We start from the raw sequence: 19377 nt of genomic DNA on the forward strand, positions 1-19377 counted from the left end.
GGAACAACTCCCACAAACCGTCCGGAACCAGGTGCTCTACAAGCCTCTCCACGTCGGCTTAACGTCACGCCCCGCCAAAAGAAACGGCGTCTAAGTGCCGGTCGGCCTCTCGTGGGCGGGACGAACTGCCCGGCAGCACTGCGAACGGACAGCGCTGGCGGCAGCAGCGGACAGGGGGTCGGGCCATGGCAACCGCTAGAATAAGCTCCAACCGGACGATTGTCCGGTACCGAGAAACGTAGCGGACGGTTGTCCACTTAGCAAGGGTGCGCTTCCGCCACGTGCCTTAAGGAGTGACAAGTGCAAGACAAAAAGGGCACTCCTCTACGCTCCGATGCGCAGCGCAATCGTGAACGCATTCTGTGTGTCGCTCTGAGTGAACTGACGCTGTCTCCAGACGCGCCACTCAGCTCCATCGCCAAGAAGGCGGGAGTGGGCCAGGGCACGTTCTACCGCAACTTCCCCAACCGCGAGACCCTGGTCCTGGAGATCTACCGTCACGAGATGCAGCAGGTCGCCGACAGTGCGACCCAACTGCTCCTGGAGCTGCCACCCCCGCGGGCCCTGCGCGCTTGGATGGACCGGCTGGCCGAGTTCGCCATGACCAAGGCCGGCCTGGCTGATGCGATCCGCCTCGCCACGAGTGCGCCCGGAGGCCCCTCGAAGCCCTCGCCGACTCCCGTTGCCGAGGCGGCCGAGCTCCTGCTGCGCGCCAACGAGGAGGCGGGCACCATCCGTCCCGGGGTCGATGCCGACGACTTCCTCCTCGCCATCGCGGGCTTGTGGCAGATGACTCCCACCGAAGACTGGCCACCACGCGCCGCCCGCCTCCTCGACCTGGTCATGGACGGTTTGCGTACCGGCGCGCCCGGTCACAGCGGGGAATGACAAGGTTCCGCTGCCGTCAGCAGCTGTGCCAGAACCCAGCTGAAATTGTCCGTGTGGAGACGGCTGACGTGCGTCTGCAGAGCGGAGACGCGGACTGTGCTGGGGGTGCGGTTCTTGGTGGCGTAGTAGGTGCTCGGGTGGCGATCTCGCCGCTGTCGACGGCGGTCTTCCACTCGCGCCAGGACCCGGTGCACGTGCCGATCCCGCCGCCCGGCATAAAAGGACCGCTGCGGGAATCCGGACCTCCGCGAGTATCCGGACCTCCGCGGGAATCCGGTCGGCTGCGGGCACGCCCACCGCGCCGCCCACCGTCGGTTGTGCCGCTGACCGGCGCCTGTTTCGGTACTCAGCCGACTTGGCCCCACAGGACGTGCGTCCGCTGCCGGCTCGTCCGATGCCGAGGCGGGACGTGCGTTTCTTCTCGTCCTGGACCGGGTTGACGAGTGCCAGGCCGCCGGCAAAGGACTTGCCTGCTATGGCACTCCAACAACCCGGTCCTCCGCACCGGGTCAGAAGGCCGTGCGGGGCGGACGGCCGACGACAGGTCACTTGGCAACTCTGGTGCTCATACGCGCGCCGCCAGAGTCCGTGAACCTGAATCGTCAGCCTGCCGGCGCGTTCCAGAACACCTCGCCGCGCCTGTCGTCGACCCACCGTGAGCGGCACCTGCGGCAGCGTCACGGCCGTGACGCTGCCGGAGTCCAACTGGTTGATGTGCAACCGACGATGATCGTTTACGCCTGGGGCGCGGTCTTCTGCTTGAGGCGTTCGTAGGGAGTCTGGCCGCCGAGGCCGCCGCGTGGGCGATGGTAGTTGTGGTAGTCCTCCCACTCGCGCAGCTTGTCGTTGAAGATCTCGGCGTCGTCGATGATGAGGCCCTCCAGGAGCCGGTAGAACTCCTGGCCGTCGATCCGGTGAGAGCGTTCGACCTTCCCGTTCAGGCGCGGTGTGCGGGGCTTGATGTAGGCGTGGCCGATGCCTTTGTCGAGTACGTGGAAGTGGAAGGCGGACTGGAACTCGGCGCCATTGTCCGTCTGGATGACCTCCACCTGGAACGGCAGCCTCTGCAGGACGTAGTCGACGAACTGGATGGCAGTCGCCTGGTCGAGCGTCGGATAGATCTTCAGGACCCGCAGTCGGGTGCAGTCGTCGATCGCCGTGAACTGGTAGTACTTGTTGCGGCCGCCGCGCCGGCCCTGGGGCATGGAGGCGAGCGGTTCGATGAACTTCACGTCGATCTGTACACGGTGGCCGGGCAGCTGCTTCTCGTAGCGCTTCCAACGGCGGTCGTGGCGCTTGTACCGCTGGGAGGCCGGCAGGCGGCCCATGTCCAGGCGCTTGAGGATCCGCCACACGCCCGACTTGCTGATCGTGACGTCGTGATACCGCTTGAGGTACATCGCGATCTTCTCGGGCCCGAAGTGGTAGTTCTGCCGGAGATAGATGATCTTCCCGACGACCTCAACGTGTGTGGCGTTCGGGCTGTGCTTGGGCGCCTTCGAGCGAGTGCGCAGCCCCTCGAATGCCCTCGGCCTGGTAGCGGCGGTACCAGATGTAGTACGCCTGTCGGCTGATGCCGAGGTACCGGCAACTCATGGCGACGTTGCCGGTTACCTCTTCGACATGGCGTATGACTGCCAGGCACCGCTTGGCCTCGCGATCGAGGGGGGGTGTCTTCGACATGTGGATCTCCTAGTGATCAGAGACCCAGGTGGCAACGATGATCGGCAGTTTTAGCCTGTCACAACGCACCAACCACCCCACCGGTTACGGCAGAACCTCTAGCCGGTTGTGCCGACCGAGAGAGCAAGGGCTCGTATCCGCTGCGTGGTGCGCAGGGTCGTCACGCTGTCGGCTCGGAGGCCGTCTCGGGCTTGGTGTGCGTGTGGGCGGGAGCCGTCCAGGAGGCGAGGATGCGCAGTGCTTCGTCCGAGGGGGTTCCCGGTTCGGCGGTGAGCACCATGAGCCGCTGCCCGCTGCCGTCGGGGCTGGTCCAGGTATCACAGTCCAGGGTGAGATCCCCGACGACTCGGTGGCGGTAGCGCTTGGTGCCGTACGTCGCGCTGTTGACCCGCCGTTCGGCCCACCACGTGCGGAAATCAGCATCAAGGACGGCGAGTTCGCCGACCAGCCGGGCGAGTTCGGGACGGTCGGGATCCGAGGCGGCTTCCATGCGCAGTGCAGCGACGGCGTCGCGGGCGTCGTGCTCCCACTCGGTGTGCAGTGCGCGGATCACGGGGTCGGTGAAGACGAGCCGTACGTAGTTGCGCTGCTCTACCGGGATCGCGCCGAAGTCCGTGTACAGCGCGGCGGCCGCGGGGTTCCAGGCGAGCACATCCATGTACCGGCCGAGGACGATCGCGGGAGTGCCGGTCAGCTGGTCGAGGAGGCGCCGCATCGCCGGGCGCGGGCTCTGTCGGCGGTGCCGGCGCCGCGGTCGCGCGTCCGTCTTGCCGGCTATCTCGTACAGATACGCCTGCTGGTCCTCGTCGAGTCGCAGCGCGGCGGCGACGGTGGCGAGGACGGAGGCGGACGCCGGTACGCGCCCCTGCTCAAGGCGGGTGTAGTAGTCGACGCTGATCGCTGCCAGCTGCGCGACCTCTTCGCGGCGCAGCCCCGCCACCTTCCGCTGCTGACCGGTCTCGGGCAGGCCGACCTCGCGCGGCGTCAGCTCGGCGCGGCGCGCCTTGAGGAAGGCGCCCACTTCACCGGTGTCACGTGCGGAAGTCATGAACACCATTGTGTGCACGAGGCTGCTGTGCGTGGGAGGGCAGGATCCTGCCGGGGGAGAAATCCGCCGCTTGTACGCTCACTGCTCCCGTTCGACGCTGAAGTCATGAACCCCATGGACGTCACTTTCGACAGCGCCGGCATCCCCCTCGCCGGGCACCTTTACCTTCCCGACGGGGAAGCCGTCACTCGGCCCGCCATCGTGGTCGGCCACCCCGCCAGCGGTGTCAAGGAGCAGGCCGCAGGTCTCTATGCCTCCCGCCTTGCCGAGCGGGGCTTCATCACGCTCGCCTTCGATGCCGCCTACCAGGGCGAGAGCGGTGGAGAACCGCGCGGACTGGAGGATCCGGCGCATCGCGTCGAGGACCTCAAAGCGGCGGTGTCGTTCCTGAGCGCCCGGCCGGAGATCGATCCGGAACGCATCGGCGCACTCGGCATCTGCGCCTCGGGCGGCTACGTCGTCCCGGCCGCGGCCACGGATCACCGCATCCGCGCCGTCGCAACTGTCAGCGGCGCCGACGTCGGCCGCCAGTTCCGCAAGGGCGCCGACGACACCCAGGACCCGGCCGTGCTCCAGTCCATGCTGGATGCCGCTGCGGCCGCCCGAACGGCAGAAGCGCGCGGAGAGGGCGCCGGCAGCTTCCCCATCTTCCCTGCGACCGCCGAGGAGGCTCGTGCGCTGGGCGGGCAGCACGGCCTCGAGGGCTTCGAGTACTACTGCACCGACCGTGCTCAGCATCCTCGCTCGGCGAAGGAGTTCACCTGGTCAAGCATCGACCGGATAGCCGTCTTCGAGCCCTTCCGCTTCATTGCCACGATCACCCCGCGCCCCCTGCTGATGATCGTCGGCACCGAAGCGGTCACGCGGCACATGACCACCGAAGCGTTCGACGACGCACAGGAGCCCAAAGAACTGCTCTGGATCGACGGAGCCAGCCACGTCGACCTCTACGACAAGCCCGAGTATGTCGGTCCAGCGGTCGAGAAACTCGTCGGTTTCTTCGGTGCGCAACTCGCTGGTGACGCGCGCCCCACTGACATTGCCGCCACTGCGTGAGACGGGACGGCCGGGCAGCAGAACCTTGCACGGTCGGGCGGTCGTCCGCGACGGGCAACTGGGGGGCCGTGGCCCACTGGCCGGCCGTCGAGGCGGTTCCCGGGGTGCGGTTGCGGGGACTGACGGCCGGTTCGCCGGAGTCGACCGCCGCCGCCGCGAAGCGCTACGGCGTGCCTGGATACACGTCGGTGGCCGAGATGGCGAGCCGTGAGGACATCGATCTGATCGCGATCACGGTGCGGGTGGCCGAGCACCGCAAGCTGCTCGAGCCGGTACTCGAGTCCGGCAAGGCCGTCCTCTGCGAATGGCCGCTGGCGCGCGACCTCGCGGAGGCCGAGTTCCTGCGGGACGCGGGCCGCCCCGGACCTCGGTTCACCGGACTGCAGGGACACGTGTCGCCGACGACGAAGTGGGTCCGCGACCTGATCGCCGACGGCTACGTCGGCGAGGTCCTCTCCTCGTCGATGATCTGCTCCTTCCCCGGCGGCGGGGCGACGTTCACGTCGGCGTCCGCCTATACCGCGGACGCCGCCAACGGGGCGACGATGATGACCATTCCCTTCGCCCACGCGCTCGACATGCAGGCGGTGGCACTGGGCGAACTGACCAGGACCACGGCGACGATCGCGACGCTGCGCACCCAGGCCGTCAACACCGATACAGAAGAGGCGATCGCCAAGACCGCACCCGACCAGATCGCCGTCACCGGCCGTCTGCCGGGCGGGGCCGTCGCCAGTATGCACTTCCGGGGCGGCGCGCCGCGGACGACGCCATTCGTCCGGGAGATCGACGGCACACGAGGATCTCTGCGGATCACCGGGGATGACGGCCTGCCCATGAGTGCCGCACTGGCCGTCGAAGGGGCGCGCGCACGATCAGGAGGCGTTGTCTCCGCTCGAACTACCCGCCGGATACGACCGGTTCCCGGAGCTGGCCGGAACGCCGGCCCACAACGTCGCCCATCTGTACGCGGAGGTGGCCGAGGCGCTGTCGGGCCGGGACTCCGGCGCTCCTGGGTTCGACCACGCGGTGGAACTTCACCGCGTGGTCGAGGCGATCGCGCACAGGGGAACCGGAGGGTAAGGGACAGAAGCCGCCTGCCCGCGGCACGCGGACTGCCGTCAGAGCGACCGCCCGCGGATGCGGGCCCGCGACCGGCGCACCTCCTGGCGTGCCTTCCGAAGGAGGCCGTCTGTGAGTGTGCCGCGCCGCTTGAGGATGCGTCCGCCGACGATCACGGTGTCGACGTCACGTGGCCCGGCGCTGAGGAACGCGGCGAGTACAGGGTTGTCGAAGCTGTCGAGATGCGGGGCCGACAGGTCGAGCGTGATGAGATCTGCCTGCCGGCCGACGGTGATCTCTCCGATCTGGTCGGCGAAGCCGAGGACCCGGGCACCCCCGCGCGTGGCAAGGTCCAGCATGGCAAGGTGACCATGGCGCAACTCGCCGGGCATCTGGCCTTGCTCGATGGGCCGCGCGTTGGTCCGGGAGCGATCGGCGGCCAGTGCCAGCCGCATCTCTGTGAACAGGTCGCTGGGGCCATAGGCGACTGTGTCGGCGCCGAGGCCGACCGTCACGCCGTGGTCCAGTGCGGCGCCCACGGCGGGGTGGGTGCCCAGCCCCATGGTCATGTCGACGGTCGGGGTGGCCGATACGGTCCCGCCCGATTCCGCGACCTGTTTCCATTCCTGCTCGGTGAACTCGTTGGCGTGGACGTAATTCACGTCAGGTCCTAGGAGATCCTGGCTTCCGAGCTGGTCGACTGCGCCGGGCAGGCCCGCCATGCCGGCGTGCAGGGAGACGGGCAGCCCCAGGTCGCGGGCGAGCCCGAACTCGAAGTCGTTCTCCACCGGTGTCGCCATGGACGGACCGCGCACGGCGAGCCCGAGCGCGACCCGGTCCTCCACCCGGTGCGGCGTATGTATGGCGTGCAGGTGGCGGGCTTGTGCTTCGTAGCGGGAGCGATCGCCGCTGGAACTGGCCTTGCCCCCGAAGCACAGCCGGGCCCGGATGCCGCTGTCGTGCAGGGCACGCAGGTTGGCGTCGATGTCCGCCTCGGAACCCAGGTTGTGGGCCCAGTCTGCGACAGTGGTCACCCCTGCGTTGATCGCTTGTACCGCGCCCCACAGCACGCCCGCGTAAACGTCATCGGAGGTGAATAGGTCGCCGTGCCCTTCGTTGATCTGCTGCACGTAGGGAAACAAGGTCACGTCGCTGGAGCTGGCCGACAGGCTTCCCAGCCACATGTGCCGGTGCGTATCCACGAGACCGGGCATGACCAGCTGATCGCGGGCATCGATGATCTCTTCGTCGCCGACGACGGCGGCGTCTTCGCCAATGTAGGCGATGCGACCGTCCCGGATCACGACATCGGTGATCCGGGACGTCCCGTCGGGGAACAGCACGCGGCCGTCCCGGATGATGATCGGGGTGGACGTGGGAGGAGTGTCTGGCACGACGGCTTCCACTTCTAGGCGGTATACAACAGGTACCGGTATATGGTGGGAACCGCCATGGAAGTGCCGCAAGAGAGCACTTTGAACTGCCCAGGTGTCACCGGAGGTACCACATGGCCCCATCTACGATGATCGAGTCGGGCGCACGTTCCGAGCGCGACGCATTGTTGCGCGATGTGATGGACCGTATCGGTGACAAGTGGTCGGTGACCGTCATCTGCCGGCTCGATGACGGCCCGCTGCGGTTCAACGCCCTTCGACGTGCCGCGGGCGGCATCACACAGCGGATGCTGAGCGCCACGGTCCGTCGCCTGGAACGCGATGGACTGATCAGCCGCACCGTCGAACCCACCGTGCCGCCCCGGGTCGAGTACGCCCTCACTCCGCGCGGTCGAAGCCTGCACGCCGTCCTGGCCGAACTGGTCGCCTGGACCGAAGCCAACCTCGACGCCATCCGCCGCGACCGCGAAAAGTACGACACCGCCGCCCGGTCACACATCGGGCAGTGACAGGCCCCTTCAGCGGGCCGGCATCCGGCTCCGCTGGGCGAAGGCTCAGGATCCGGATGTCTCGATCAACTCCACGAGGTTGCCTTCCGGATCGGCGACATAGGCGTAGCGCATGCCGTCGGTTACGCCGGCTGCGGGGGACGACACCGACACCGCGCCGCACTCACCCGTCAGCCGTTCGAACGCGGCATCGAGGTGGGTGACTTGAAGAGCCAGATGCGTGAAGGTCTGCAGGGAGGTGGCGGCGAACGGGTCGGTGGGCGCGACAGGCCTCGAGCCGGGGCGTTGCACGAGCTCGACCCGCAAACCGGCCCCATCGCTCAAGACGACGGTGCGGACTCGGGCCTCGGGCATCTCCAGGCGCTCCTCGACCTGAGTGAGCCCGAAGGCGGTGCCGTACCAGGCTTCCTGGGCTGAGAGGTCGGCGACCGACAGGCTGATGTGGTGGAAACGAACGGCTGGCATGGCGACCTCGTTGGTTAATTGCTTTTACCTGGTTAGTGGCGCTAACCTTAGCTGCGTGAATCCTCCCGTCAAGCGGCGTCCTGTCGGCCGCCACCACGGAGACCTGCGCAACGTCCTGCTGCAAACGGTCCTCGACCTCGTCGCCGAACGCGGCCCGCACGGCTTCACCCTGGCCGAGGCGAGCCGCCGGGCCGGCGTCAGCGTCGCCGCGCCGTACAAGCACTTCGCCGACCGGGAGACGCTGCTCGCTGAGCTCGCCACGCGGGGATATCGCGAGCAACGGAACCGTTTCGCCGCTGCCATAGGCGCCAGCAGCGAGCCGGTGGAACAACTGGCGTCCTTCGCGTCCGCCTACGTCCGATTCGCCGTCGAGGAGCCGGCCCTCTTCGACATCACCTTCAACGCGGGCCTCGACAAGGCCCGCTTCGCAGAGCTGGCGTCGGCCGGCGACGAAGTGGCCGGCCTCCTGCTGCCCGTTGCCCGCCAGTTGGCCTCGGACCCGGACCGCGCATTCGACTTGTTGCTCCGCGTCGCAGGCGCCGCACACGGCCTCGCGCTCTTCCTGCGCCAGGGCCTGTTCGGAGTAGGACGCGAAGCCCTCACCGATACCGAGGACAAAGCGGCCCGCACGGCCCGCGACATCGCGCTACGGCAAGAAGCCTGACCTGACCTCAAGGCGCGGCCAAAGGGCGATCGCACGAGGCCGTCGACACCGTCGAGGGACGTATCACCGCCGACGGCACCGGGACGGCGTCGCCGCGCACGCCCTCGACCCCGAAAACGCCGACCGGCTGTGGGATCTCACCCGAAGCGCCGTAGCACGCGGCGTCGCTGAGGACGTCCGAGCAGCCGCCACACGTCTCCCGCCCCTACGCCCGCGCACCCCCCTGACGGCCAGGGCAGCCAAGCCGGGCACCTCGATCCCGCCGAAGAGCGCAGTCCGCCCTCCTGACCCCCGACCAGCCGTTACCGAGAGCCAGGCATCCGATCCCGGCTTGACACCCCGGGACCACCCTCCTAACGTCATAAGTAACTGTTTACTTAGTAGGAGGACGCTCCATGAGCATCGCCACCGATTTCTTCGACCGTCTCGGCAAGGCCGACGTCTCCGGCGCACTCGACCTCGCGACGCCGGACTTCACCTGGACCGTCGCCGGCAAGCCGGACCAGTTCGCTCTCGCGGGCACTTACGACCGTGACGGCTACATCGACATGCTCGGGCGAGTAGGCGACTTCCTTCCGGCAGGACCGCAGGTCGAGGTCACCTCGGTCACAGCAGACGCACATCATGAGGTCATCGAGGCGCGCGTCACCGCCGTATCAGCCGCCGGCACTCGCTACGACAACGCGCTCGTCTACGTCTTCGATCTCCAGGGGGACAAGATCCAGGCCGTCCGGGAATACCTGGACACCATCCACGCGAGCGAGATCTTCGTCGCGTAGCCTGGCAGGTCATGACCGGACAGACGACACCCGGGGCAGGCACACGGGATGCCGCAGCCACACGGCAACGAATCCTCGCGGCCGCGACGGAAGAGTTCGCCGCCCGCGGCTCGGCGGGTGCGCGGGTAGCGACCATCGCCGCCAGCGCACCCGCGAACCCCCGCATGATCTATGCCTACTTCGGGAGCAAGGAAGGGCTCTTCAAGGCCGTCATCGAGCAGGCGGTGCTGCAGATGCAGGATGCCGTGACCCTCGATGCCAACGACCTACCGGCCTACGCACAAGCCGTCTTCGACGCCTACAAAGCCCACCCCTACCTGGTCCGTCTCGCGCTGTGGCAAGGCCTGGAACTTCCCGGACTGAGCGACGAGATCGCACCCATCCGGCGCGCCAACGAAGAGAAAACCGCCGCGATCCGCCGGGCCCAGCGCGCCGGCCGGGTGAACGACACGCTCTCCCCCGAGGAGCTCCTCGACGCCATCCTCACGTTGACCTACGGCAACCTCGTACTCGCACAAGGCATCGGCGACTACAGCGATTCCCGGCGAAAGACGCTCGGCCTGGCCGTCGAACTGCTCACTACTCCCCGATAAGCCGCCGACGGCAGACACTCCACGGGCCGGTCAGCGGCACACTGCCAGGAGGAAACCGGCAAAGCGGTGCGGACTGCCTCCGAACTCGCTGCTCGGCACCGAAGCGACCCCGCGGCGTGTACGACGGCCGGCCTCCTCGTCCCGGATCTCCCGGATCTTGGCTGCCCGCTCCTCGGGGAACACCTGGGAAACCCAGTCCCTGCCCAGCTTCTTGGCCAACACCGTGGCGATCAGGCTCCGTAACGCCTGCTCACACGTCGCCAGCGCCTCCGCCGGCTGCATCTGAGACGCCGACGAGGTGGAGGACAACCGCGAGCATGCCAGGGACTTCGTCAATACTCAGGGCGGGATCATCGTCACCGGCGTTGCCGAGAGCGGCACCGGTGGCTCTGTCCACCAGACCAGAAGGGACAGCACTTGTACACCGGTCCCGTTTGGGAGGCAGGCCGACAGCGTGAGAAATTCGAACTGGTCCGGTGATGCCCCTTGGGGCACACAGTCCGAATGCGCCGTCCTCGATGAGGATGAGCAGGCCAATGGGGGCCAGGGCCAGCAGGATGTAACCCCAGCGGCCGAGGGCCTTGGCGATGACGGGTTGAGTGGCGAAGCACTTGCCCGCGAAGCACCACACGGCGACGAGCACGAGGAATACCACGGCGTACACGGTCATCCCGCCAACGTCGGCAGTGGCGACGGCGGACGCATAGACGCCGATGTCGTCGCCGCGGTAAAGGTGACCGCGGCGACCATCAGTGGGCCCGGCCCACCCTCCCTGGTCTCTTCCTCCTCCTCGTCCGCGCTGCCGTCGCGGTGGTCCTTCGAACGCCTGCGAGGCCGCCTCGATGGGACTGAGCACGGTAAATGGCCCTTGAGCATTCCGGTTGGCCCCTGTGCACGATGGTTGGCCCCGTGTGAGCGGCTGGATCATCCGGCGAGTGGCTTTCGCCGGCCGGCAGACCCGTCATGATCAAGTTCCGGGTGGCAACGGTGGGGGTGTGGGGTGCAGGACTGGCGGACCGATCCGACATTCGCGATGTGCCGGGAAGTGGCGGACGGGGCGGCCCTGGCCTTGTTCTCGGGCGGCCCGTTCGACGTGCGGGCGGTGGTGGCCGGCATCCTGTCCGAACCCCGGCAGAGCTTGGACCTCGATGCCGTCCCATGGGGCAACTTCCCCCATGGGCACAGTGCCCGGGAGGCCGTCCGCCTCCTGCGCGCCGACGGCGATCCGGGCGTGGACGCGACGGGTGTGCTGTACGGCCTGTGCGCCGACGACAGCCGGGCCGCTGCCGCGCTCGCCGTGCCGTTCCTCATCCCCCTGGCCATCGACGCCGGCCATCCACACCGCGCCGCCCTCCTCGCCGTACTCTCCGGGCCCGCCCGTGCGCGGCACCACGGCGTCGCCTCCCGCGAGGAACTGCTCCTCCATCGCAACGATCCCCGGCGCGATGCCCCCGACACCCACGACGACTACGGCTACGAGGTGACCGGCTACCCGGCAGGCTGGTCGGTGGCCGCCGCCCGCGCCGCGATCACCACAGACGCCTCCGCACTCCTGCCCCTCCTCGGAGACTCCGACCCCGCCGTCCGCGTCGACGCCGCCTACGTCCTGGCGACCGCCGCCGACCCCGACCACATCATCCGGACCGTCTTGGCCGACGGATTCGCCACCGAAGGTGACGCGATGGTCCGCGCCGCCCTGCTCCTGGCCGCCGCCGAGATCGCCCGGGCCCAGCCGCGCCCGGCGACCGTCACGTGGTTGGGCGAACGGTGGCACGACGGGACGGAGGCCCCCGAAGCCCGCCTGGCGGCGGCGGTCGGCTGGCTCTGCCTCACCGACCAACCCGCACCCGAGGAACTCCGCCGGACCGTCGACGCCCTCGCCGACGACGAGCGCGCACACGCCATGGAGGCCCTGCCATGGATGCACGCCGCCTCCGGCACCAACGAACCAGGACTCCTGCGCTGCAGACGCTGCATGCTCCACCCAGAAGAACCCGACCCGGAAGCGGCCTTCTGGGACTCCCTGTTCTGAGCAACCGGGCTGTGATTGTGCATCGGAGTTGTCCAGCGGGGCCAACTGCGGGCTCAGCCGCTCAGTCGATTGGCCGGTTCCTGGCAGCCGCCGATGGAGTGACGTTCGGCGGTGTGACTAGTTCGCTGTGCGGGTGAACCCGCCTCCGGTCGGCCGACACCGCGCACGCCGGGCCGCTACGAAGATCACAGCCCTGTTCGTGATCTCCAGAATGGAGACCCGGCCGTGCGTCTTGCCCGCATCCGACACGCCCTGATCGCCACGCTGTTCGCGCCCCTCGCCCTGCTTGCTCCCACCACTGACTACGCCGCCCCCGCGGCCGTCGCGCACCGGCCCGCACGGCACGCGCCGGGCGAGACGGTCACCTTGCCGGTCCGTGACGCGCTCGCCGAGCTCACCGTGGCCGGCGAGAGCCGCGCCGGCTACTCCCGGGACGAGTTCAAGCACTGGACCGACGCGGACAAGGACGGCTGCAACACGCGCGCCGAGGTCCTCCTGGCCGAAGCCGTCACCGCCCCCGAAGTAGGACCCAAGTGCGCCCTGACCGGCGGCATCTGGTACTCACCGTACGACGACCGGTACCTCGACAGCGCGAGCAAGCTGGACGTCGACCACCTCGTTCCACTCGCCGAAAGTTGTGACTCCGGCGCCTCCGCCTGGACAGCGAAGGAACGCGAGGCCTAGGCCAACGACCTCGACGACCCCCGCGCGCTCATCGCGGTCTCCGCGGCCTCCAACCGGTCGTCGATCTCCGTGCTCAGCCGCTCCACCTCCGCGGCATCTGCCGCCGGTGCGTCCTGGCCCGGCTGCGGCCACGAGGTGGCCGGCGGGTGGGCGTTCGTGTGCTGCGGGTATCCGTCGGAGGGAGGTCGCATACCGCACGCCTTCCCGCCGCGCCTGCCGGCAACTTTCCCGCGAACACCATCCCGCAGCAGGCCGCCCCTTTCACCTCGCGGTGAACCGGGCCTGGTCGCTACAAAGAGCCCGGCCTACACGGGAACTGTCGAGGCGCCAGACCACGAAGGCGGCCGACCCGCGTCCGCGACCAGGCCGTCGGCCGCGCCTACGACCGCTGGGACATGATCGTCTTCCTCCACCGCAACGGACTCGACCCGGGAGGGACGAAGACGACCTCGCCGCCCCAGATGTGAGCGAGTGGATCGACTGCGGCCCCCAAGAATGTGAACCCGGACAGGGGCCAGGCTCTCGCGAGCAGGGCAGCACGTCGATGACCCCTGGCTTCGAGGGGAAGACCAGGGGCCATCGGCCGTGACAGGGCAGCACCGTAAAACACGCTTACGTGGTCGGCGGTAGCAGGCCTTGTGTACGTCGGGTCATGCGGCCGCGGCGGCGATGAGGCTGCGCGCGCAGTCGATGACGGTCTCGCGAGCCGGCCTGGGCTCCCAGCCCAGGAGACGCTGCGCCTTGGCGATACTGTGGCGGTTGCGGCGTCCGAGCGCGGGGGTGACCTCGCGCAGGGAGGGGTCTCGGAAGCGGGCGGCGAGGCGGACGGCGAAGTCGGGGATCTGGCGGGTGGGGACTTGGGCGGCATCCGGGCCCAGTTCGTCGCGCAGGGCGCGGGCCATGTCCAGCATCCAGGTGAACTCGCCGGTGGCGAGGAAGCGTTCGCCTGCCGCCTGGGGCGAGGTCATGGCACGGATGTGGATGTCGGCGAGGTCGCGCACGTCGACGATCTCCAGGCCGATGCGCGGTACGCCCGGCACGGTGCCTGACAGCATCCGCTGGACGATGGCCACGGAGCCGATGGTGCTGGTGGCGAGGATCGGTCCGAAGACGGCTCCGGGCAGGATCGTGGTCAGCTCGGTAGGGCCGTCGTAGGCGGCCATGAAGTCCCAGGCGGCGCGTTCGGCAAGAGTCTTGGAGCGGCGGTAAGGGATCAGCGTCGGATCGTCGGGGTCGGTCCACAGGGTCTCGTCGGTGACACCCTCCTCGGCGTAGGAGGAGGGGCTGGCGGTGTTGGCCGCGGACGTCATCACCACGCGGCGCACGCCGGCTTGTGCGGCGGCGCGCAGGACCCGCAGGGCCCCGTCGCGGGCTGGGGCGATCATGGCGTCGGAGTTGTCGGCCACGGCGCTGCCCAAGGGGGAGGCGACGTGCAGGACGTAGTCGACGCCCTTGACCGCCTCGTCCCAGCCGTCGTCCGCGGTGAGGTCGGCGACCGCGAACTCCAGGTTCCCGGCCTCGACCTCGGTGGCGACGGCAGCGGTCACCGCCTGTTGCCTGGCGTGGCTGCGTACGGTGGTGCGCACGAGGTAGCCACGCTGCAGCAGTTCGACGATGCACCAGCCTGCGACGTAGCCGGTGCCTCCGGTGACCAGGACCGTTTCCGGCATGACTGTCCTCCATCGGGTGTGGCAAGCTTAAACGGAAGCCCCTCCGTATTGCTCTTCGAACGTAACGGAAGGCCTTCCGTTTAGCAACCGGACCGATCGGAGCCCTCATGACGCCGCCTCGCGCCCGCGCCCCCCGCAGCGACGGACTGACCAATCGGGCGCGCATCCTCACCGCCGCTCGCGAAGCCCTCGCCGCGTCGCCGGGAGCCTCCATGACGGCGATCTCCAAGCAGGCCGGCGTGGGAGTGGGCACGCTCTACCGGCACTTCCCGACGCGCGAGGCGCTGATTGTGGAGCTCTATCACCAAGAGATCCAGAAGGTCATCGACCTCGCCCACGCCCACGCCGACACGCTTCCTCCGCTGGATGCCCTGCGCCGCTGGTTCGAGGAGGTCGCCCGGTACGGGGAACTCAAGTACGGCGTCGCCGAAGTCATCCACGCGGCGACCAACGGGGGTCTGGACGACAAGAACTACGAACCGTTCCTCGCGGCCATCGGCGCGCTGCTCAACGCCGGCGCCGCCACCGGAGACCTCAAACCCGGCCTCGACCCGCAGGACGTACTCCTCCAGCTCAGCGTCCTGTGGCGCATTCCCCCGGGAGCGGACCGCACGGCCTGTGCCGCCCGCATCCTGGACCTCATCATCGACGGGCTGCGCACCAGGCCGTGCGCGAGCTGAGCCCGCCGTTGCTACAGAAACCCGGGCCCCTCATGCACCGCAGGAGTGCGGCGCGGCAGATGACGGATCACTGGGAGCAGGCAGGTGAAACGCAGGCGCGAACGATCCGCGCCCCGGCCAAGGAGCGGACGACGTCACCAAACTGCCGTCCGAAGCCCAAACCGTGCGCCGTACCCCGATCTGGCTCCGGCTACAGCCCGCATCCGATCCGGTCGGTGCCGGAGGCGGCCCCATCGCGCTCACTGCGGCTGGATCCTCGACGTGGTCAACGGCCTTGCGTGACTGGCTGGAGCGCAGCACGGAAAGAGCCCCTGCGTCTTCGGCGTCCGCCAGGCGCCGCCGCGGACCTCCGACCACGTCCAGCTGTACCGCGTGGCACCGACGAAATGAGCCTTACCTCCGCTGCGTGAACGCGGCATGTACTCCGCGTGAGACAGCTACGGTGCCGCCGAGACTCTCGATCTCCTCACGCAGAGCCTGTCGAAGAGACGTCAACTGCCCCGGAGGAAGCGCCCGGTGGTCGCTGAAGGTGCCGAGCAATCCGACCCAGTCCGCAGCGCGCACCCTCTCGCTCCACCGGTAGGTGCGGGTACGGAAGGGGCCGAACGCCGCGGTCGGCTTGAACGGCACGCCCTGCGACTGGGTCAGTTCGTTGCTGTGCGTCCTCGCCTGCGGCGCGTATGCGTCGTACACCTGCTGGAAACGCGCTGCGACCTCGTCGTCAAGAAGGTAGAAGCTCCACAGCAGTGCGAGCGTTCTCCCGGGGACGCCGCATCCAGCCGTCATCTCCGGCCTGGTGGGTCAAGGAGGGAGCGGCGGCTCCCTGGGACTCCTCTGGGACGAGGCTCCGCGGGCCGCTTGCCTGAGGTGCCGGACATCTGACTCGACAACTCGGGCGCCTTGTCCGTCACGCACCCGAGGACGTCGACGACAGCGCGTTGCTCGTCAGGCCCGTCGAGGAGGCGTCACGCCGTCGAACCAGTTGGGCGTGAGGCCCCTGCGTTCTCCGGCGAGAGGGATGGAGCTCAGCTCGGCGAGCTGGTCGACGCTGAGCTCGACGAGCGCCGACAGCGTGTTCTGCTCCATGTGGTCGACCTGGCGCGTGCCGGGGATCGGCAGCACGTCATCGCCCTGGTGGAGCAGCCAGGCGAGCGCGACCTGGCCCGGCTCGACGCCGACCTCATCCGCGATGCGCTGGACAATACCGAGCAGGCGCGTGCCCGGGTCGACCTGTCCGCCCCGGGGTGAACCCGTCACGGTCAGGGCGCCGCGCCCGAGCGGGCTGTAGGGGACGATGGCGATGCCCAGCTCGCGGGCGGCTGGCAGGACCTCGGCCTCGATGCCGCGCTGCCACAGCGACCACTCGGTCTGCAGGGCCGTGATCGGATGGATCGCCGCGGCCCGGCGGATGGTGTCGACGGCAGCCTCGGACAGGCCCAGATGCCGGACCTTGCCCTCGGTCACGAGCTCGGCCATCGCCTCGATCGTGTCCTCGATGGGGGTGGTCGGGTCGATCCGATGGACGTAGTACAGGTCGATGTGGTCTGTGCCCAGCCGGCGCAGCGACCGCTCCACCTGGCCGCGCAGGTAAGCGCGGGTTCCGTCGGCACGCGGGGGTGTCGTGGCGGTCATGGGCACGATGCCGAATTTGGTCGCCACCACGAAGTCGTCGCGACGGCCCCGCAGGGCGCGGCCGACGACTTCCTCGCTCGGGCCGTACACGTCAGCGGTGTCGACCAAGGTGAGGCCGAGTTCCTCGGCACGATCGAGGATCGCCTTCGCCACGGCGTCCTTGTCGTAGTACGCCGGAGGGTTGTGATAGTTGCCGAAGCTCATCGCGCCGAAGCCGACGGCGCCGACGGTGAGCTTCTCGGGGCCGAGCTCCCGGGTCGGGATGGGCGGAGTCATGGGGTGTCCTTCACTTTGTCACTGCGATGGTTCGACGCGGGCTGTCCGCGATCCGGTCGAGTTCGACGACGGCGATCACCCGGTGAGGGCCGCCGTCGATGAACTCGTGGGTGGTGAACCCGTCGGCACCGTCCGCGGCGGAGTTCCGCTCCCGGGCCGCGTCGGCGTCAAGCCCAGTCCACGGGCCGGGTGCCGGCCGGCCCTCGGGCAGCGTCGGCCGATGGTCCGCGGCGGACCTCGAAGAGCGTTTCGAGGTCCGCGCCGCGGCGAGTTCGCGGACCTGCCGGACGATCGCCTCGTCGGTCTCTTCGACGGACCGCGCTACGGCACCGGACGGCAGGTCCACACCGGTCAAGCGGCCTGTTCGACACCGAGGGCCGCGAGGAGCTTCCTGGCGACGGCCGCACCCGAGGCGGGGTTCTGGCCGGTGATCAGGTTGCCGTCGACCACGACGTGCGACTGCCAGGCCGGACCGCCGGTGACCTCGGCGCCACCCGCACGCAGACGGGCCTCCAGGAGCCACGGCGCGTTCGCGTCGAGACCAGTGATGTGCTCCTCCTCGTCGGTGAACGAGGTCATCCTGCGGCCCCTGAACGGCCACTTGCCCTCCGCGTCTCCCGCGGAGAGGAAAGACGCCTGCCCGTGGCAGAGCGCCGCCACCGTCTTGCTGTCGTCGGGCAGCATGGCGGCGAGGATCCGGCCGGACTCGGCGTTCACGGCGAGGTCCTGCATCGGTCCGTGACCGCCGGGGACGAGGACCGCGTCGTACTCTGACGGGTCGATGTCCTCCAGGCGCACCGGGTTCTGAAGGAAATCACTCACCTTTTCGAGATAGGAGCGGAAGCGTGCGGCGGCTTCCGCGTCACCGTTGTTGGCCTCGGGCGACAGGCTGAGCTCGTCGACGACAGGCACCACCCCGCCCGGGGTGGCCACGGTGAGTTCGACACCAGCCTCGGACAGCAGCTGGTGCGGGACGACGAACTCCTCGCCCCAGAAGCCGGTCGGACGCTGGGTGCCGTCGTTCTGGCTCCAGACACGCGCGCCGGTGAGCATGATGAGTACCTTGGGCATGGGATCTCCTGGGTCGGGATGTGATCGCTGGACGCTGCGTTCCGCGTCCACTCATGACAACGGAGATCGGGCGGTCAGGAATGCAGGTCGGTCGGCCCTGTGTTACCTAGGACTGGCAGTACTCATTAGGACGGAACGGGGAGCGGGAGGCGTGATGGACACGAGGGAAGAGTTCGGCAGGTTCCTTCGTGCCGCGCGTGCCCGCGCGGCGCCCGCGGCCGTCGGCGGACGCTCGTCCCGCAGTGCCGGCGTCGATGTTCGGCAGCGCCGGGTCAAGGGACTGCGCCGCGAGGAGGTCGCCCAGCTCGCCGGCGTCAGCTTCGACTACTACGCCCGGCTCGAGCAGGGTCGCATTGGCCATGTTTCCGACGCGGTGCTGACAGGCGTCGCCGACGCCCTCACGCTCGACGACACGGAGCGCCGCTACCTGCGCGACCTGGTGGCGGGACCGCGCCACCCCTCCGCCGCCGCGTCCCGCGCCGGCGTCTCGTCGTCCCGTGGTGAACGGGTGCGGCCGACGATCCGACGCCTCGTGGACACCTTCACGGACGTCCCTGTCATGGTGACGGGCCGCGGCATGGACGTCCTGGCGGTGAACGCGCTGGCGGCCGAGATCTTCTTCGACCCCACCACCGTGCCCGCCTCCGAGCGGAACCTCGCCGTGTGGACCTTCCTGGCTCCGGAGGCCAGGGAGCGGTTCGTCGAGTGGGAAAAGATCGCCCAGGGCATGACGCACGGCCTGCGCATGCAGGCCGCGAGCAATCCTGGCGATGCCCGGGTCGCCGAGGTGACCGCGACGCTGCGCGACCGCAGCGAGGACTTCCGCGTGATGTGGGCGAAGCAGGGTGCTTTCGAGTGCACCTTCGCCAGCAAGCTGATGCGCCATCCCACCGTGGGCGAGTTCCGGCTCGACTGCGAGGCCCTGCCCGTGCCCGGCGACGCGGTCCAGAAGATGAACGTCCACAGCGCCCCCGCAGGCTCACCCGCGGAGGCCAAGCTGGCCGAACTCGGAGAACTCCTCGCCTCGGCCTGAATGTCCGGCCCACCCTGCAAGCCCCTCCGGCCGCCTCGGAGTGACACTGGTAGATCATCGCCCCCCCCCGTTATGTTTTGCGCGGTTCCGCAACGGGGTCGCTGGCCTCCGGGCCCGGCATGGCTGTTCCCCCCTGTCGAACGGATGACCTGGGGGGT

20 protein-coding genes and 2 pseudogenes are annotated in these 19377 nt (G+C 68.8%); 12 read left to right on the forward strand and 10 right to left on the reverse strand.

Annotation, left to right across the window (positions count from 1 at the left end):
• Positions 1-300: 300 nt before the first annotated feature.
• Positions 301-888 (forward strand): TetR/AcrR family transcriptional regulator, encoded by a 588-nt coding sequence (locus tag ACZ63F_RS42065; protein ID WP_469719263.1) that lies wholly within the window; start codon positions 301-303, stop codon positions 886-888.
• 734 nt (positions 889-1622) lie between these two features.
• Here the strand turns inward: ACZ63F_RS42065 and ACZ63F_RS42070 are convergent.
• Positions 1623-2571, reverse strand: a pseudogene (locus ACZ63F_RS42070) (IS481 family transposase).
• A gap of 160 nt (positions 2572-2731) precedes the next feature.
• Entirely contained in the window at positions 2732-3619 is an 888-nt protein-coding gene (locus ACZ63F_RS42075) for a helix-turn-helix domain-containing protein (protein WP_469719265.1), read from the reverse strand.
• A gap of 105 nt (positions 3620-3724) precedes the next feature.
• On the opposite strand from ACZ63F_RS42075, the gene ACZ63F_RS42080 reads away from it, so the two are divergent.
• The 3 genes and pseudogenes from ACZ63F_RS42080 to ACZ63F_RS42090 all read left to right on the forward strand — a co-directional run bounded on the left by ACZ63F_RS42080 (position 3725) and on the right by ACZ63F_RS42090 (position 5758).
• Positions 3725-4675, forward strand: a complete 951-nt coding sequence (locus tag ACZ63F_RS42080; protein WP_469719267.1) for an alpha/beta hydrolase — start codon at positions 3725-3727, stop codon at positions 4673-4675.
• Between the two features lie 104 nt (positions 4676-4779).
• Positions 4780-5436 (forward strand): annotated as a pseudogene (locus tag ACZ63F_RS42085) (Gfo/Idh/MocA family protein); the annotation flags it as partial.
• 124 nt (positions 5437-5560) lie between these two features.
• Positions 5561-5758, forward strand: coding sequence for a hypothetical protein (locus tag ACZ63F_RS42090; protein ID WP_469719268.1), 198 nt, complete (start codon positions 5561-5563; stop codon positions 5756-5758).
• Positions 5759-5796: 38 nt separating this feature from the next.
• Here the strand turns inward: ACZ63F_RS42090 and ACZ63F_RS42095 are convergent, their stop codons facing one another.
• Entirely contained in the window at positions 5797-7143 is a 1347-nt protein-coding gene (locus ACZ63F_RS42095; protein ID WP_469719270.1) for an amidohydrolase family protein, read from the reverse strand.
• Between the two features lie 116 nt (positions 7144-7259).
• On the opposite strand from ACZ63F_RS42095, the gene ACZ63F_RS42100 reads away from it, so the two are divergent.
• Positions 7260-7640, forward strand: coding sequence for a winged helix-turn-helix transcriptional regulator (locus tag ACZ63F_RS42100; RefSeq protein WP_469719271.1), 381 nt, complete (start codon positions 7260-7262; stop codon positions 7638-7640).
• Positions 7641-7685: 45 nt separating this feature from the next.
• On the opposite strand, the gene ACZ63F_RS42105 is transcribed toward ACZ63F_RS42100, so the two are convergent.
• On the reverse strand, positions 7686-8105 hold the full coding sequence (locus ACZ63F_RS42105; RefSeq protein WP_469719273.1) for a VOC family protein: 420 nt from the start codon (positions 8103-8105) through the stop codon (positions 7686-7688).
• Positions 8106-8160: 55 nt separating this feature from the next.
• On the opposite strand from ACZ63F_RS42105, the gene ACZ63F_RS42110 reads away from it, so the two are divergent.
• From ACZ63F_RS42110 to ACZ63F_RS42120, 3 genes are all read left to right on the forward strand, one after another.
• Positions 8161-8769: a TetR/AcrR family transcriptional regulator gene (locus tag ACZ63F_RS42110; protein WP_469719275.1), complete on the forward strand. Its 609-nt coding sequence runs from the start codon at positions 8161-8163 to the stop codon at positions 8767-8769.
• A 395-nt stretch (positions 8770-9164) separates the two neighbouring features.
• A complete protein-coding gene (locus ACZ63F_RS42115; protein ID WP_469719277.1) occupies positions 9165-9548 on the forward strand; it encodes a nuclear transport factor 2 family protein in 384 nt (127 codons plus the stop codon).
• Between the two features lie 11 nt (positions 9549-9559).
• Positions 9560-10141, forward strand: coding sequence for a TetR/AcrR family transcriptional regulator (locus tag ACZ63F_RS42120; protein ID WP_469719279.1), 582 nt, complete (start codon positions 9560-9562; stop codon positions 10139-10141).
• Positions 10142-10391: 250 nt separating this feature from the next.
• On the opposite strand, the gene ACZ63F_RS42125 is transcribed toward ACZ63F_RS42120, so the two are convergent.
• Complete coding sequence (locus ACZ63F_RS42125) at positions 10392-10811, reverse strand: hypothetical protein (RefSeq protein ID WP_469719281.1); 420 nt, start codon at positions 10809-10811, stop codon at positions 10392-10394.
• Positions 10812-11186: 375 nt separating this feature from the next.
• Between ACZ63F_RS42125 and ACZ63F_RS42130 the strand changes: the two genes are divergently transcribed.
• Together ACZ63F_RS42130 and ACZ63F_RS42135 are read left to right on the forward strand one after the other, a co-directional pair.
• Positions 11187-12173, forward strand: coding sequence for a hypothetical protein (locus tag ACZ63F_RS42130; RefSeq protein ID WP_469719282.1), 987 nt, complete (start codon positions 11187-11189; stop codon positions 12171-12173).
• A 225-nt stretch (positions 12174-12398) separates the two neighbouring features.
• Positions 12399-12857, forward strand: coding sequence for a hypothetical protein (locus tag ACZ63F_RS42135; protein WP_469719284.1), 459 nt, complete (start codon positions 12399-12401; stop codon positions 12855-12857).
• On the opposite strand, the gene ACZ63F_RS42140 is transcribed toward ACZ63F_RS42135, so the two are convergent.
• Both ACZ63F_RS42140 and ACZ63F_RS42145 read right to left on the reverse strand, forming a co-directional pair.
• Positions 12854-13048: a hypothetical protein gene (locus tag ACZ63F_RS42140; RefSeq protein ID WP_469719286.1), complete on the reverse strand. Its 195-nt coding sequence runs from the start codon at positions 13046-13048 to the stop codon at positions 12854-12856. The two genes, ACZ63F_RS42135 and ACZ63F_RS42140, sit on opposite strands and share 4 nt — an antisense overlap.
• Positions 13049-13507: 459 nt before the next feature.
• Positions 13508-14527 carry an NAD-dependent epimerase/dehydratase family protein gene (locus ACZ63F_RS42145; protein WP_469719288.1) on the reverse strand — a complete coding sequence of 340 codons (1020 nt, stop codon included), beginning with the start codon at positions 14525-14527 and terminating at the stop codon, positions 13508-13510.
• 107 nt (positions 14528-14634) lie between these two features.
• Between ACZ63F_RS42145 and ACZ63F_RS42150 the strand changes: the two genes are divergently transcribed.
• Positions 14635-15207, forward strand: a complete 573-nt coding sequence (locus ACZ63F_RS42150) for a TetR/AcrR family transcriptional regulator (protein ID WP_469719290.1) — start codon at positions 14635-14637, stop codon at positions 15205-15207.
• 945 nt (positions 15208-16152) lie between these two features.
• Here the strand turns inward: ACZ63F_RS42150 and ACZ63F_RS42155 are convergent.
• The 3 genes from ACZ63F_RS42155 to ACZ63F_RS42165 are packed head-to-tail and all read right to left on the reverse strand — an operon-like array spanning position 16153 to position 18186.
• Positions 16153-17115 (reverse strand): aldo/keto reductase, encoded by a 963-nt coding sequence (locus tag ACZ63F_RS42155; protein ID WP_469719292.1) that lies wholly within the window; start codon positions 17113-17115, stop codon positions 16153-16155.
• Positions 17116-17125: 10 nt separating this feature from the next.
• The gene (locus ACZ63F_RS42160) at positions 17126-17470 is read right to left on the reverse strand and encodes a hypothetical protein (protein WP_469719293.1); all 345 of its coding nucleotides are present in this window, start codon (positions 17468-17470) and stop codon (positions 17126-17128) included.
• Entirely contained in the window at positions 17467-18186 is a 720-nt protein-coding gene (locus ACZ63F_RS42165; protein ID WP_469719294.1) for a type 1 glutamine amidotransferase domain-containing protein, read from the reverse strand. Before ACZ63F_RS42165 ends, ACZ63F_RS42160 begins: the two co-directional genes overlap by 4 nt.
• Before the next feature lie 154 nt (positions 18187-18340).
• Here ACZ63F_RS42165 and ACZ63F_RS42170 point away from each other — a divergent pair, with 154 nt between their 5' ends.
• The gene (locus tag ACZ63F_RS42170) at positions 18341-19219 is read left to right on the forward strand and encodes a helix-turn-helix transcriptional regulator (RefSeq protein ID WP_469719296.1); all 879 of its coding nucleotides are present in this window, start codon (positions 18341-18343) and stop codon (positions 19217-19219) included.
• The last annotated feature ends 158 nt before the right edge of the window (positions 19220-19377 follow it).

Source organism: Streptomyces sp. NPDC104761 (assembly GCF_055583445.1).

Excerpts from the sequence above, each read along its gene's own strand:
- ACZ63F_RS42075 (WP_469719265.1), bottom strand. The coding sequence starts at position 3,619 with ATGACTTCCGCACGTGACACCGGTGAAGTGGGCGCCTTCCTCAAGGCG.
- ACZ63F_RS42080 (WP_469719267.1), top strand. The coding sequence starts at position 3,725 with ATGAACCCCATGGACGTCACTTTCGACAGCGCCGGCATCCCCCTCGCC.
- ACZ63F_RS42100 (WP_469719271.1), top strand. The coding sequence starts at position 7,260 with ATGATCGAGTCGGGCGCACGTTCCGAGCGCGACGCATTGTTGCGCGAT.
- ACZ63F_RS42105 (WP_469719273.1), bottom strand. The coding sequence starts at position 8,105 with ATGCCAGCCGTTCGTTTCCACCACATCAGCCTGTCGGTCGCCGACCTC.
- ACZ63F_RS42115 (WP_469719277.1), top strand. The coding sequence starts at position 9,165 with ATGAGCATCGCCACCGATTTCTTCGACCGTCTCGGCAAGGCCGACGTC.
- ACZ63F_RS42120 (WP_469719279.1), top strand. The coding sequence starts at position 9,560 with ATGACCGGACAGACGACACCCGGGGCAGGCACACGGGATGCCGCAGCC.
- ACZ63F_RS42125 (WP_469719281.1), bottom strand. The coding sequence starts at position 10,811 with ATGACCGTGTACGCCGTGGTATTCCTCGTGCTCGTCGCCGTGTGGTGC.
- ACZ63F_RS42140 (WP_469719286.1), bottom strand. The coding sequence starts at position 13,048 with ATGCGACCTCCCTCCGACGGATACCCGCAGCACACGAACGCCCACCCG.
- ACZ63F_RS42145 (WP_469719288.1), bottom strand. The coding sequence starts at position 14,527 with ATGCCGGAAACGGTCCTGGTCACCGGAGGCACCGGCTACGTCGCAGGC.
- ACZ63F_RS42150 (WP_469719290.1), top strand. The coding sequence starts at position 14,635 with ATGACGCCGCCTCGCGCCCGCGCCCCCCGCAGCGACGGACTGACCAAT.
- ACZ63F_RS42155 (WP_469719292.1), bottom strand. The coding sequence starts at position 17,115 with ATGACTCCGCCCATCCCGACCCGGGAGCTCGGCCCCGAGAAGCTCACC.
- ACZ63F_RS42165 (WP_469719294.1), bottom strand. The coding sequence starts at position 18,186 with ATGCCCAAGGTACTCATCATGCTCACCGGCGCGCGTGTCTGGAGCCAG.
- ACZ63F_RS42170 (WP_469719296.1), top strand. The coding sequence starts at position 18,341 with ATGGACACGAGGGAAGAGTTCGGCAGGTTCCTTCGTGCCGCGCGTGCC.